11 protein-coding genes are annotated in these 13,912 nt (G+C 39.6%); 2 read left to right on the forward strand and 9 right to left on the reverse strand.

The features are described 5' to 3' along the window. Position 1: 1 nt before the first annotated feature. From R8N23_RS18165 to R8N23_RS18175, 3 genes are all read right to left on the reverse strand, one after another. Positions 2–202 (reverse strand): DUF6728 family protein, encoded by a 201-nt coding sequence (locus R8N23_RS18165; RefSeq protein WP_318173024.1) that lies wholly within the window; start codon positions 200–202, stop codon positions 2–4. Further along, on the reverse strand, positions 202–2,142 hold the full coding sequence (gene ispG, locus R8N23_RS18170; RefSeq protein ID WP_318173025.1) for a (E)-4-hydroxy-3-methylbut-2-enyl-diphosphate synthase: 1,941 nt from the start codon (positions 2,140–2,142) through the stop codon (positions 202–204). Before ispG ends, R8N23_RS18165 begins: the two co-directional genes overlap by 1 nt. Before the next feature lie 264 nt (positions 2,143–2,406). Then, positions 2,407–3,102 carry an SDR family oxidoreductase gene (locus R8N23_RS18175; RefSeq protein ID WP_318173026.1) on the reverse strand — a complete coding sequence of 232 codons (696 nt, stop codon included), beginning with the start codon at positions 3,100–3,102 and terminating at the stop codon, positions 2,407–2,409. Positions 3,103–3,223: 121 nt separating this feature from the next. On the opposite strand from R8N23_RS18175, the gene R8N23_RS18180 reads away from it, so the two are divergent. Next, positions 3,224–3,952, forward strand: coding sequence for an ABC transporter permease (locus R8N23_RS18180; RefSeq protein ID WP_318173027.1), 729 nt, complete (start codon positions 3,224–3,226; stop codon positions 3,950–3,952). Positions 3,953–3,954: 2 nt separating this feature from the next. Beyond that, positions 3,955–4,710 (forward strand): ABC transporter ATP-binding protein, encoded by a 756-nt coding sequence (locus R8N23_RS18185; RefSeq protein WP_318173028.1) that lies wholly within the window; start codon positions 3,955–3,957, stop codon positions 4,708–4,710. A 249-nt stretch (positions 4,711–4,959) separates the two neighbouring features. Here R8N23_RS18185 and R8N23_RS18190 read toward each other — a convergent pair whose 3' ends face one another. The 6 genes from R8N23_RS18190 to R8N23_RS18215 all read right to left on the reverse strand — a co-directional run bounded on the left by R8N23_RS18190 (position 4,960) and on the right by R8N23_RS18215 (position 13,903). After that, positions 4,960–8,433 carry a hypothetical protein gene (locus tag R8N23_RS18190; protein ID WP_318173029.1) on the reverse strand — a complete coding sequence of 1,158 codons (3,474 nt, stop codon included), beginning with the start codon at positions 8,431–8,433 and terminating at the stop codon, positions 4,960–4,962. A gap of 2 nt (positions 8,434–8,435) precedes the next feature. Then, positions 8,436–11,984: a HAMP domain-containing sensor histidine kinase gene (locus tag R8N23_RS18195; protein ID WP_318173030.1), complete on the reverse strand. Its 3,549-nt coding sequence runs from the start codon at positions 11,982–11,984 to the stop codon at positions 8,436–8,438. Between the two features lie 103 nt (positions 11,985–12,087). Further along, entirely contained in the window at positions 12,088–12,471 is a 384-nt protein-coding gene (locus R8N23_RS18200) for a DUF983 domain-containing protein (protein ID WP_318173031.1), read from the reverse strand. Continuing rightward, positions 12,449–12,688: a hypothetical protein gene (locus tag R8N23_RS18205; protein WP_318173032.1), complete on the reverse strand. Its 240-nt coding sequence runs from the start codon at positions 12,686–12,688 to the stop codon at positions 12,449–12,451. Before R8N23_RS18205 ends, R8N23_RS18200 begins: the two co-directional genes overlap by 23 nt. 35 nt (positions 12,689–12,723) lie before the next feature. Further along, positions 12,724–13,296, reverse strand: coding sequence for a DUF420 domain-containing protein (locus R8N23_RS18210; protein ID WP_318173033.1), 573 nt, complete (start codon positions 13,294–13,296; stop codon positions 12,724–12,726). Then, positions 13,286–13,903: a hypothetical protein gene (locus R8N23_RS18215; protein ID WP_318173034.1), complete on the reverse strand. Its 618-nt coding sequence runs from the start codon at positions 13,901–13,903 to the stop codon at positions 13,286–13,288. The genes R8N23_RS18210 and R8N23_RS18215 overlap by 11 nt, the downstream gene beginning before the upstream one ends. Positions 13,904–13,912 lie beyond the last annotated feature (9 nt).

Genomic DNA, 13,912 nt, shown 5'->3' on the forward strand with positions numbered 1-13,912 from the left:
ATTATTGCAATAAGGTTTTCTTGATGATGAAATAAATCATACCCAAGAGAAACGCAATAATGGCAAATTTGTTGATGCCATGCATCATACGGAGGTTGAGGTCTTTTTTCTGATTAGGGTCTTCTTTTCTGAAGAAGTAACCAAACACTTCTCCCAAGGAGAAAAATTCCTTCAAACCGCCTTTTTCTTTCTTTTCTTCCATCAGTTTAGGATTGCTTCCATAGCCTCAGGTTCTACCCAGTTGCCATCGTCTTTAATAATTTGAATCAACTCATCTACGGCATAGTCAGAATGCACAGCTCGCTTTACTACTTCTTGTCCACGGTACAAAGTGATCTTGTCTTTGCCCGACCCAACATATCCATAATCGGCATCAGCCATTTCACCTGGGCCATTCACAATACAGCCCATAATTCCAATTTTCACACCTTTGAGGTGATCTGTTCTTTTTCTGATCATAGCTGTGGTTTCCTGCAAGTCGAATAGCGTTCTACCACACGACGGACAAGAAATATACTCCGTCTTAGTCATACGAGTTCTGGCTGCCTGTAGGATTCCAAAAGCTGTATCATTCTCCACTTTTTTGTTGCCATTGCCAGCCAGTATCACCCCATCTCCCAGCCCATCGATCAACAACCCACCTATATCGGTGGCCGAAGCCAACTGAAAATCTTCCTTGTCGGAAATCTCCTGATGCCAATTGATGATTACGGGCAAGTTTATTTCTTTAGTAATTAATTCAAATATGAATCGACGAAGCGAAGCCATCGCATGGGTATTGTTGGTGTGCAATAGAATGATGGCATTATCAATACCCTTGAGTTGATCAATACTTTCCAGCTCATCGGACTCCACTGCTACAAATGTTAATTGACTTTTCTCGACTTCACTGAGTTCTTTGAGCTGAACTAATGGATACTTCTTATCCTGATCTTCTAAGTTCTTCCATACAGAAAAATCGATAATTTCCTGCAACCCGTTCGGCAGCATAAAATCGACCGGATGACTGCCCGAATACAGATAATCTGCACCTGTATCGTTCATTCTCCATTTGTCTGGCTCTGGCAGGTAGAAGTGCCCTATTTCTTTCAGGTCTTTGACTTCAATGCTTCCTTTTTTACTAAAATCAGCTATCACACGCGGCACGTTGTGATCACCAATGTTTAATACTTCTTGGGTCACTCGCCTTTCATAAACAAAAGGATTTACGGGACTTTCATCCAAAGAAGCAATCGCTGAATGCCCAGGTCTGTTGGCATATCGGCTTACCAGCTTCTGAGCCACTGGAGCTTCAAACTCTGGTTCTTCCGTCAGTGACACCCGAACGGTATCTCCCAGTCCGTCTTCCAACAAGGCACCAATACCTACTGCAGACTTTATCCTACCATCTTCTCCGTCTCCGGCTTCAGTCACACCTAAATGCAGCGGATAAGGCCTTAAACCTTCTTCCTCCAACTTGTGTACTAATAAGCGATAGGCTTGAACCATGACACGCGTATTACTCGCCTTCATAGAAATGACAATATCGTAATACTCCAGGTCTTCGCAGATGCGAAGAAACTCCAAAGCTGACTCTACCATACCTAATGGCGTATCCCCAAACCGACCCATAATTCGATCCGATAGCGAGCCATGATTGGTACCTATCCGTATAGCTGTACCATGCTCCTTGCAAAGTTTGACTAGAGGTTCGAACTTCTCTCTTATTCTCTTCAGTTCTAGCCCATAGGTTTCGTCGGTATAGGCCAGTTCTTCAAATTTCTTTTTGTCTGCATAGTTGCCCGGATTCACTCGGACTTTTTCGACAATTTTGGCTGCCAACTCTGCAGCATTAGGGGTGAAATGAATATCTGCCACTAAAGGTACTTCATAGCCTTTCGCTCTTAGGCCTTTTCTAATTTCTTCGAGGTTTTGCGCTTCTTTGATACTAGGGGCTGTGATTCTTACATATTCACATCCAGACTCTACCATGCGAATGGACTGCTCGATAGATCCTTCTGTATCCATCGTATCCACTGTGGTCATAGATTGTACACGGATCGGATTTTCTGCACCTAATGGCACACCTCCAATATTAACTTCTATGGTTTTTCTTCGCTCATATTGAGTTAGCGAAGGACAGTATTTATGTGAATCAGACATAGTGCAAAAATAGTGAGGAGATGGATGAAATGGTTATAAATAACTAATTATCAATCTTTCATATTCTGGTTCAATTTCATTCATTTTTTCCTTGATGAAAAAACGAATCAAAAAAATCAAGACTTAAAATTAATTTCTAAAATTCAGTAGCCCTGGTATTGAAATCCAAACTCACCCGATATCCATCGGGATCAGACAACGGATTTCATCGAAATTTTCAAAAACTGAATTTTTGTTCCGAAATTGATTTTAGGCCCAAAATTATTAAATGTCTCCCAGCTGTGGGCGAATGACTAATTCTTCCACTACAGAATTCTTAGACAGCTGATGAGCGGACCATATAGCATCTGCCACATCAGAAGACTTGATAAATCGATCTTCAGGCAAGTCCACTCCCTCCCAACTAGCGGTCAGCGTAGCTCCAGGGTGCACCGCTGTTACACGTATGCCACGTGGTTTTAATTCTTCTCTTAACCCTAAAGACATGCCGTGCATAGCAAATTTTGAAATGCTATATGAACCACCATTTGGATAGGCTTTTAATCCAGCGACAGAACAGATGTTGAAAATATCTCCGCTTTTATTCTCCATCATCTGAGGAATTATTCCACGTGACAAATGATAAGCACTATACAAGTTGGTATTGATCATCAGTTCGAGCGAACCCTCTGCTTCGTTGTGAATCTCACCGGGAATAAAAGTGCCCGTGTTATTGACTAATACATCTACCTTCTTTACTGACTCCTTAACAAAAGCAACAAACCTCTTAACATCATCCGCATTGGAAAGGTCTGCTTTCATGGCAAAAACCTTTACGTGACTCATGGCCTCGACTAACTCATTCAGATCTTCTTGGTTTCGAGCACAGGTCACTACATCAAAACCTTCAGATCCGAATTTTTCTATTATAGCACGTCCTATTCCTTTGGTTCCTCCAGATACGACAATCGTCTTGTTCATAGCATTTCTTTTTATGTCAGGGGCAAATTAAAGGTTTACAAAAATAATTGTCGGTAAAGTGATTTTAAATTCTGAGAGGTAGTCGAAAATTGTTATTTTGGTGGCGAAATTGAAAAACTGAATGGCTAGCCTAGGACGCTTTATATTATTTATCGGATCCATGTTTGTAAGACGGGAGAGTTTTCTCACTTACGTACGGTTGACCATAGATGAATGTATGAAAATTGGGATCAATTCTATTTTCATTGTTTCCATCGTTTCAATTTTCATTGGAGCTGTTACAACGCTGCAAACAGCTTATAACCTCGTGAGTCCTTTTATACCTAGTTATGTGATTTCCCTTGTCGTAAGAGACATGACCATACTAGAGCTTGCTCCAACAGTAATGGCGATTGTCTATGCGGGCAAAGTGGGGTCCAACATTGCCGGAGAACTTGGCACCATGAGAATATCAGAGCAGATCGATGCTTTAGAGGTCATGGGAATCAATTCTGCTTCCTACCTGGTACTACCAAAAATCATTGCGTCTTTTTTGATGTATCCCATGCTAGTGATTCTCTCTGCTTTCCTTTGTATTCTGGGAGGCTATTTGGCTGGTACCTTAACAGGCACACTCACCGGCTATGAATACATCTATGGTATTCGTTATGAGTTTGTACCCTACAATGTAACTTTTGCCTTGACCAAATCATTCACTTTTGCCCTAGTGGTGGCTGCTATTTCAGCCTACAAAGGATACTTCACCAGTGGTGGCGCTTTGGAAGTCGGACAAGCCAGTACAGCCGCCGTAACCAACAGCTGTATTGGAATTCTTACCGCTGACTTTTTGCTTACTAAACTTTTGCTATAAGGATGATAGAAGCACAAAACATTAGCAAGTCATTCAATGGCAAAGAGGTCATCAAAGATATCAGCATCAAATTTGATCAAGGAAAAACTAATCTCATTATTGGTGCGAGTGGTACTGGAAAAAGTGTCCTACTAAAGAATATTGTTGGGTTGATTCAACCAGATCAAGGGCAAGTGCTTTTTGATGGACGAGATTTTACGAATGCAGGTAAAAATCTAAAGACAGAAATTAGAAGAGAGATTGGGATGCTTTTTCAAGGCGGCGCACTTTTCGACTCCATGACCGTTGAAGAAAACGTAATGTTTCCACTCAATGTATTGACTGACCTGGGGAAAGAAGAAAAACTAGACCGAGTGAATCACTGTCTGGAAAGAGTGGAACTGGTCAACGTAAATACTAAAATGCCATCTGAAATAAGTGGTGGTATGAAGAAGCGAGTAGGTATTGCAAGAGCCATCGTCAACCACTCCAAATACTTGTTTTGTGATGAGCCCAACTCTGGCTTAGATCCACAGACCTCGATTACGATTGATAATCTAATTAAAGAAATCACTGAGGAACTCAACATCACGACAGTTGTTGTCACCCATGATATGAATTCAGTCATGGAGATTGGTGACAAAGTAAGTTTTATCTACCAAGGCCAGAAACTATGGGAGGGCAACAATGAATCTATATTCGACTGTGAAGTTAAAGAACTCCAGGATTTCATCTTTGCCAATAACCTTATGCGAAATATAAAAAGACAGCGGGGTTGATCAGGTGTTGAACCAAAGCAACATCAAGAATGAAGAATAACTTATCAACGCTGCAATAAGCTTAAACGCTTTCCAGTAAAATTGGTCCCCTTTTTTAACGAGATAACTAAGTAACATCATAACAGGTTTGAATTATTTACTATTCGAAGTACTATAATTAACTCAGTAGATAAAAATTAATTATACCAAGTGCTGAATAAATTCGATAGACATAGCTGATTTGGCGTTTAACCGTAATTGAATTCTAGCTTAAAACAGGGCAGTTACCTGCATTCTACCCATGTGTATGGTGGGTCTATCTTCTGATTTTCTACCTTCATAGCCCAAGTTCATCTGCAAGCCTGAAATCAACTTTTGACTGTAGTTGAATTGCCAAGAATAGTTCGTACCCGGCTGAAGTGCTTCAAGCAATTCGTATGAAGCGGCATTGTTCAAATCTCCTTCGAAAGAAATATCAGACAATCTAAAACTGGCATTCAAGGCATTCTTAATTCCATTCGACCATCTCGATTCAAACAAAATTTCATGAATTGTTGAATTCTCTTTGTTATCTGCTACCTGCACATTGTTTTTTACAGCTAATCTATAGGAGGTGCTAAAGCGAAGATTATTGGCAGGCTGCCAAATCAGTCCTGGTAAATATTCTTCTGTTTTGATTAAGTAATTTCGATTGGACTGAAATTGTGAGGCATTTTCCTTCTCCGCTTGTTTGTATCCTCCTGTGAGCGTCATTTCCTGACTCAGATGGAATCTCAAGTTTAGGGTATACTCTCTGTTAGCCCTGGATTCAATGCCCCGAGAAATCAATTGTTTTGAATGATTGACCTGATAGCCAATATCTCCTCCAAAACCTCGTCCAGAACGATTGTAAAAAAACACGGTTCGTAAAGCATCACGTACATATATGAGATCTGCATTGGCTATATCCAGATCGAAAGGGTTAAATCTTGACCCAAAGTCGTCATTGGTGTTTTTCTTATTGATGTTCACACTTGACCGATTGGAAACCTTACTTAGTACCTCTGCCAATCCACCATTATTCTTCCAGTTTCTCGGCAGTTGTGTATTAACAGAAAAAATGAAAACCGTATTGAAGGCATTCACAAAATCAGTAGTAGGAACAAATACTCGGATATAAGTTCGTTCGTCAAAATTGATCGCCTCAAAGAATTCTGTCAAGTCCTGTACGCCATCTCCGTTCAGATCGCGCCAGGTATGGGTACCCTCGCCTGCGGCTACTTCTACATAAATGTATTCTCGTAGAATTTCACGGCTGCTCGAGGTGGCATAGGACAAGTCAGTTCGGACATGTCCATCCAAGAGCCCTCCTTGCCAATTGAGTCGTCCAAGTATTGAATTTTCGTCTTCGAGGCAACTAAATGCTTCCTGGTAGTTTACCTGACGATAAGTAAAGGTTAAGTCCAAATGATTGGAAGAATTCACATTGGCGGCTGCATTCGCGGAAGCTGTCTTTGAACGAGTAAATGGTAATAAAAACCCATTCTGAACGCTTCGATCTTCTCTGAGCGTATAATCCAGTCGATATTTAATCTTTAATGAGTCATTGCTTCGCAAGTAGAAATGATGAGCGGTAAAATTCATGGCTGTTCGATACAAGGAATCGTTGGAAGCCAGTCGTACTTCATTTTCATCTTGTTCGATCTTATACCCAGGAACCACGAAAAACTTATCCATAAAAATCTCGCTGTACCACCTTCGCCAAGTAGATTTTTCTCGCAAGTTTTCATTTTTCAGATAAAAGTGGCCAGCTGACCATTTTAAAGAACTCAGGCTTTTCTTGGCTTCTATTTCATGTTGAAATCCGTCAATGGCAAACTCCTTTTGGCGCATGGAAAACCTAGCGGAAATAAGGTTTTGAAAATCTCTATGCAAAATGACCGAACTATTTAAAATATTGTCAGCTGTTCTGAAAGTATCCGATTGTGGCGAATAGCTCCAATCCCTATCATATTCAATGGGCCGATAACGATCAATCGGTCGAAAATCAGCCCCATCATGTTCAAAATCTACAGCAGCTGACAATGTTGATTTTGGCATTGAAGATAGCGGCACATCTACGGCTCTTAAGCCAAGTTTATAGGCCACATCTTTGTTGTTCTCATTTCCTATAGAAGAATAAAGATTCAGGTCTTGATCCGAAAATGCTAGCTCTCCAAAGGTTGTTAAATGCTTAGTGAGTTTAGTCTCCGCACCCATCACAATGAGCTGTCTGGAATTAGGCGCCGGCACGAATCGAACCGCTTCATAATCTCCTTGCCTTACTCCTGAGATTGGAGACACCCATTCATATACTCTTCCATTGACGTCATTGATTAATAGCTGGTAATTTCCATTACCTATCCCAACACTTGAAAAAGACACTCGATATAGCTGCTGTGTTGAATCTCTGGAATACACATATACCGACGTGACATTTCCATCAAGGTCTAGCGTATCTCGCCTTTCGTACAAAACCAAATTTGGGTTGAATTCAGCCTCATCCCCTCCTTCTATCGGAACAGGCAATTGATTATCTCCCGCTTGGCTCATTTGCATTTTATCGCTATCAGACAACAAAAAGGCTAATGGCTTATTCTTATTATCCTTTTCTCTATAGTACTCCACATGAAAGTTACTTTTCTCGGTATTTATCTCTTGTCTTGCATTGATAATTGACCGGCTATAGTTCTGATCCGAATATTCATAAGTAACCCGTATTCGCGAAAACTGCGTAATTTGAACGGTCGGGTTGAATGTAACTTCGCCCAAATTGTAATCAATTATGTAGTCATGATTGTACCCTCTGGTCAGCAGCTTACCATCCAGATACACTTGTTCAGAATTGGCCAGTACTACCACAAACCGCTGCCCATCCGGGCCAGGTAATTGATAAGGTCCCTGAAGCCCTTCAATCGCCTGAACAGTAACATCTGCAAATTGACCCTTCGCAGCAGCGACTGTCAAACTAGACTTTGCACTAACCTTTTCATTTAAGTCATAGGCTATATCAAACTGCCCTCCTTGCACATTTTTATAATGCCTCATGAAGTTGGAACTCCCATTGGTAATGACCACATCACCTGCCTTGAGAGAAAGGTCCTCATTGTATATTTCAAAAGTGATATTGTCGAATTCTCGTAATTGCTGAGTATTACCTTCTGGCTGAAAAGGAACGTTCTGATCTGTGATATCTGCACGGATGTTCAGATTATCAGATAGTTTTCCGTCCATCTGGAAATTAAAAACAGAATTAACATTTAAGCTTTGTGAATTGCCAAATGTAACACCGCGCGACAGGCTACCAGTCTTATAAATTTCGGGCGTTTCAAATAACTCTTCCTTACGATAAGCATAATTATTAATTGTTGGCCGTTCCTTAAACGAAGCGGTAGAATCGTAGAGGTCTTTCGACTTATGCGCATATATCTTCTTTCTGTTTAGCGGGAATACACGATAGCATACTTCTAAAGATTCTACAGCTCTAGCCGTAGTGAATTGATGGTTCTCACTATCATAGGTAAAAGGAATATTAGGATTCAATGAAATAGATGAGGGATCAATCACCAAACTATCGACAAGAGAAATGGAGGATTGTCCTGCGGGTATCGTTGTACATCTCAGGGAGGACTGAGCACTCACAACTTGAGTATATAATAAAAGCCCGAACAAAAAAACGATGTTTCGTGTACCAACTATGGCATGATGAAATAATGCCAAATTCATGGCTATGAGGCTTGATATAGTGGAAGTTCAATAAAAAAGGTGGTGCCTACGCCTTCTTCAGTTTCGAACCAAATATCTCCTCCAGCGTGCTCTATTCCTCTTTTGGCCACAGCCAAACCAATACCAGAACCCGATTCTTTGGTACTAAAGTTTGGAATAAAAACCTTGTCTTGAATGTCCAAAGGAATACCCTCTCCTCGATCTTTAAACTCAAGTTTTACCTTGCCATTTTGTTGATGCAAAGCAACGGATAAAGTAGGCTTATCTACATTCTTCATGGATTGAAATGCATTCAGAATCAAATTGTTAAATATTCGACCGAATAGTTTTTTGTCCCCCATGATAATGAACGTTCCTTCGCCCAATTCCTTATCAATAGATTTATCGACGTGCAGGTCAATTGATTTTTCTAGTATTTGGCGAATGTCAAACGGCTCACTTTCGGGAGTCGGCATTTTGGCAAAATGGCTAAAGGAAGTTACAATTTCGTCCAGTGTATCAATTTGACTTAATAAAATCTCCAAGGATTTTTTGTCTCCTTTCTTTCCCCCCATTATCCGATGTAGATGCTGAATAGTCAGTTTCATTGGAGTCAGTGGGTTTTTGATCTCATGAGCGACTTGCTTAGCCATTTCCCGCCAGGCTGCTTCTTTTTCATTTCTTGCCAATTCTACTTTGGTGCTCTCCAATTTACTCAGCATGTTATTGTATTCATTTACCAAAGTGCCAATCTCATCATCTGTCTCCCATTCAATCGGTTGGTTCACCTGTACGAAACCAGTATCATGCAAACGATCCGCAATAGCGACAATAGGTTTGGTAAGCTTTGATATAATAAAGTAGGCGATTAAAATAGACAGGATAAAAACGAAGGTGAATATATTTATGATATTACCAAAGACTTGCAATTGCTGCCTTGTCAAGTGATTTTTTGAAGCGAAATATGGAGCGGCGAGCACACCCAACAGCTCTCCTGTTTCTGGAGATATTACAGAGGCATAAGAAGTCTTGTATAAAAAGTTCCCAATCGATTCATCCAAAATCAAACTTTCCTTTCCCCTTAAGATCAGTCGATCCATAGCATCCGCCACCAAATATTTTGAAACTATATTGGATTCAAAAATCATCGGTGTACTAGAGGTAAGCAAGCGACCATCTTGACTATACAAATTGAGATCCATGCCAGAATGATGGGCAAGCTCAGATAGATTGTTTTCCAACTGTTCTTTGTTAATCTGTCTTTTATAGAACGCACTTAAGTGATCATTCACATCTTCGGTCATCACTAAAGCCTTCTTCAGATTGGACTTGTCTATTTCTTTTCTATTTGAAACATCTGTACTGGTCATCACGGCCACGCCTACCAATACCAAAGGAATGATAAAGGAAGCTCCGGAATAGAGTAATATTTTTGTAGAAAAACTCAATTGAACCACTTTTCCAGGCAGGATCAAATAGTTCAAAAGAAATATCAAACTGGCCACGCCAAGAAACAGGGCAAACAGAAAAGAGAAGTTCGAAACAATATTGACACTAGAATAAACCGGACTTGATATCAAAATGGTCTTCGCACCAGATTTTGAACCTAAGTGATAGTAACCTTCCTGCTCTAAACCAGAAAGATAAAGCTGTGGTTCTTCCAGTATTTCATTGTCTACAATTGATTCATAATCCAACTCCCCAGACTTGTAAATCATTTTTCCTTCTTGATAAATAGCATAATCGTATTCACTTGAGGATCGCTGAGATCTATCTACCAGCAATTGGGGAAGGACTCTTTTGCCTGAGAATTTTTTCAATCGAAGTTCGATTTCTAAATAGCCAGTTACATTACCATATCTTTCCAAATCCACAAAACAGACAAACTTCTTTCTTTTTTGTAAATCCATTCGTCCATCATAGTAGATGCCTTCATAGCTAGTAGCAAAAGCCGGCGATTGATACCTGCGCTTCAGATCCGTAATGGTTTTGCCTTCATGTCTGCTTGAAATGGCATTGCCTTTTTCATCAAACAACGAAATGCCGATTTCATAATTATTAAAATAGGTATTGAAATAGGTTCGGCGAATTCGCTGGACAATGCTCTCTCTTTGCGCTTGAGGATTAATCATTTTACTGTTGATGACCAGATCATTCTTTATTTGAGTCATTAAGTTAGAGAGTAGATATTCTCCATCAATATCCCGGTCCAACTGTAAGTAAGTGGCAAATTTTCGGATCTTATCTGTTTCTTTCTTTTCGAATGATCTATAAATCAGAATGGATCCAGCTAATGCCAAAAGAATCGCTGAAAGCATCAAATAATTCAAACTATCAAACCGTAGTCGCTTCAGGTTGGCCGGTAGTTTAAATTGAAAAACCACTACCTGATAGACCAAATTGCCTATTAACACCAAGGCGATATTGTCGTATTTGAAAAGTATAATACCTGAAACCACTAGACACACCAAATGAAGGAGCAAAAACTGACGACGATTGCCGTCTATATGCCGAAAGGTCTCAAAGCCAAAATAAGTGATCAAAAAATACAGAATAGCGAATAGCGAAATCAGCAGATAGGCAAAGACTCTTTCTACTGAGAACTGTAGCGACTCGGTGATGTCCAGTGAAATTTGAGAATGAGCAAGGACAATTTGAACCGTATCAGCGAAAAGATAAAAGGCGAAGTAACCTAGAAGTATGGTAAAATAAGAAATGGAGTATGACCACTTTTCACTGATCCAGGATCGAAAGTTATCCTTTTGAGCAAGCACATAAACCAAAATAAGATTGAGTGCCACAACATTAAGAAGCGCATCACCGAGACTAGAATAAAACCACTCAAACCTAAAAGTAGATCTGCCAAAAACACCTAATCTAAAATAGGCGCTCGGAAACTCTGTAAGGATCATTGTACCTCTGATGACGATAAATGCGGTCATCAAGAAAATCGCTCCAGATACGAATCCTCTTCTTTCTTTAATCCTTAATGCCAGATAATAGGCCGATACAAATAGACCAGCGAAAAATAAAAGAATCGTAAGTAAAATCAGATAGTTGGCCTGAGGTGAGTAATTAGATCTGCCCGTCCATTGTACACTAAAAAGCTCTTTGCCTCCATAGGTAATCGGGATAGCATTTGGACCATATCCAATTTCAATATTGTTCGGGATTACCTCTCGATTGTACTCATCAGGAAATGACCTCAGCGTCGAGTCAAAAACTCTTCTAATAGGCACAAAAGCTACTATCTTATAAGCTCCTTCATTTGTGATACGATCGAAAGTCTTAAACAAGTATTCTCCTTGACTGGTAGAAAGCAATGGCTCCGAACGAGCCAAAATAAACTCTTCCAGTGGCGGAATAAGTAAATTATTCGTCCAACTCACCAATTTTCCTTTCTGATTATAAACCAAAAAGTCTACCCCAAGAATAGGCTTGAAAAAAGGTATCTGATTTTCTGCCACAGCATAAGCTTGATCAAACTTCGAATAGATACCTTCAATGGCCTGTTCAATGTTATCAGCCTCATCTTCTACATTTATTCGAGAAAAGGCAATCAGATAAGCCAAGACTGCAAAAGCAACTGCAGATAAGACAATTCCGGAAAATATGTACTTTTTTGTATTAATATCTTTGACTTTAAATCAGCCAATCAAAATACACAAAATAATCCTAATCAGCGTATTTAGGATTGAATCTAATACCGCCAAAAAGATGCAAAAATATTGACCTGGAATACTTAAACATGACAGGCCAAAGCAAAGCCACAAAGCCCATCACCACGGTCATATACACCCAAGTATCTGGATTGTTAAAGAAGTGATAAAGAACAAAAGCAGTCGACAAGGTAATCGCCGCTGAGAATGCATAATTGACGAACATCGCTCCAAAATAAAAACCTGGTTCGGGCTCATAGGTCTGTTGACATTTGGGGCACTTATCATGCATTTCCAGACTAAACCATTTCTCCGTCAAGGAGTGCTTAAACATATTGCCTTCTCTGCATCGAGGGCATTTACAAGACAGGAGTGCTTCACTTGAGCTTATTTTTTGCATGACTTCTACTTTTTCTATACCACAAAAACCCAATGACCATGATAGCTAAATAAGGGGTGACAAATAAGTACATGATTCCAAAATTCAATCCTTCTGCCAGACTCAACTCTCCATGACTCACATTGTTCACAATGGTTGTCTTACACATGGCGCATTGTGCCAAAGATTCAGCTACGGTGCTAAACAATATTCCGATGATAATGACCGCCTTTTTCATTTGATTGGGTTACTATTCAAATGGTTTTACGAATATTAAAGAGGATAGTATGGACTTGCGAGAAAATAAACTAAAACTCCCGTGACTGATACAAACATCCAAATCGGCCAGGTGTATTTCACTGTCTTTTTATGCTTTTCGATTTCACCAGCGATGGCATAATAAAAAGCAAATAGAACAAATGGAATCACAATGAATGACATGCCAATATGAGAAAACAAAACTGTCAAATAGAAGTATCTCAAATTACCGATTCTCACTTCTTCTCCATGCTCAAGAATGCCATTCAAATTGGCATCACCAAAAATCGCCGATGGACTCGTCGAATGATATATAGAATAAGCGAGTACGAAAATAATACCCAATGTTAAGGCAAAAGACATGAAGAATTTGTGCCAAAGGATTTCGCCTTGTCTCGCATATCTTTTCCCCATTAATAGGAAGATCGCAGTCATGGAATTGACAAAGGCATTAAACGCAGGAATATCCTTCAGCCAGACATAATCTGCTGAAATTTTGTACGGTGAAAAAAGAAATACACCAATTAATCCTGGCACTGCAATCGAGAGCAGGACAATTACCAACAATGCTAGTTTACTATCTTTCATCTTTATTAAGTTGTTTTGAGTTTTGCTTGCTCAAAAGAATATATAATTCTGTGTTTAGTCGGTCGATTTCCTTTAGTTCGTATGGGTCGTAATAACCCCTAATGCGTCGATTTTCATCTACCAGAACCAGCCCACTATCCGCTTTCATTTGAGCATTCAAATTCAGTTGTAATATACACTTTCCTAAGCGCATCAAATCGCTATCTGGGAGATTAAATCTTTTCCAGGATGGGTAACGTGAGGATGAAAAAATGGTATCATCCAGTTGTTTTACAGATATCAAATTGATGTCACTTCTATCTTTATACTTCTCCAGAAAAGTATAAAGATTGTTTCTCAATTGCTCATTATCCTTATTCCCCAATTCATACACAGCCACTTGAGATGCACTTTCACTTCCTTTTAAAATTTCTTGTAAATCTGCTCCATTCAGTTGATATGGTTGATTTGATGTTAGCTGAGGACAATCGCCTAGAGGCGCGGTAATACCTCCTTCATAGTAAACAGGTATGTCAAACTCATTCTTTCCAAATCCTTGTAAAAACAAATAAATCAACACCGGAAAAATCAGCGTCAGGAAAAGTAAAATAGATTTTGTCTTATTCATTTTTAGCAA

Source organism: Reichenbachiella sp. (genome assembly GCF_033344935.1).
Classification (GTDB): Bacteria; Bacteroidota; Bacteroidia; order Cytophagales; family Cyclobacteriaceae; genus Reichenbachiella.

What these genes read in the sequence shown, in the direction of transcription:
- R8N23_RS18165 (WP_318173024.1), bottom strand. Translation starts at nt 202, where the DNA reads ATGGAAGAAAAGAAAGAAAAAGGCGGTTTGAAGGAATTTTTCTCCTTG.
- ispG (WP_318173025.1), bottom strand. Translation starts at nt 2,142, where the DNA reads ATGTCTGATTCACATAAATACTGTCCTTCGCTAACTCAATATGAGCGA.
- R8N23_RS18175 (WP_318173026.1), bottom strand. Translation starts at nt 3,102, where the DNA reads ATGAACAAGACGATTGTCGTATCTGGAGGAACCAAAGGAATAGGACGT.
- R8N23_RS18180 (WP_318173027.1), top strand. Translation starts at nt 3,224, where the DNA reads ATGGCTAGCCTAGGACGCTTTATATTATTTATCGGATCCATGTTTGTA.
- R8N23_RS18185 (WP_318173028.1), top strand. Translation starts at nt 3,955, where the DNA reads ATGATAGAAGCACAAAACATTAGCAAGTCATTCAATGGCAAAGAGGTC.
- R8N23_RS18190 (WP_318173029.1), bottom strand. Translation starts at nt 8,433, where the DNA reads ATGAATTTGGCATTATTTCATCATGCCATAGTTGGTACACGAAACATC.
- R8N23_RS18200 (WP_318173031.1), bottom strand. Translation starts at nt 12,471, where the DNA reads ATGCAAAAAATAAGCTCAAGTGAAGCACTCCTGTCTTGTAAATGCCCT.
- R8N23_RS18205 (WP_318173032.1), bottom strand. Translation starts at nt 12,688, where the DNA reads ATGAAAAAGGCGGTCATTATCATCGGAATATTGTTTAGCACCGTAGCT.
- R8N23_RS18210 (WP_318173033.1), bottom strand. Translation starts at nt 13,296, where the DNA reads ATGAAAGATAGTAAACTAGCATTGTTGGTAATTGTCCTGCTCTCGATT.
- R8N23_RS18215 (WP_318173034.1), bottom strand. Translation starts at nt 13,903, where the DNA reads ATGAATAAGACAAAATCTATTTTACTTTTCCTGACGCTGATTTTTCCG.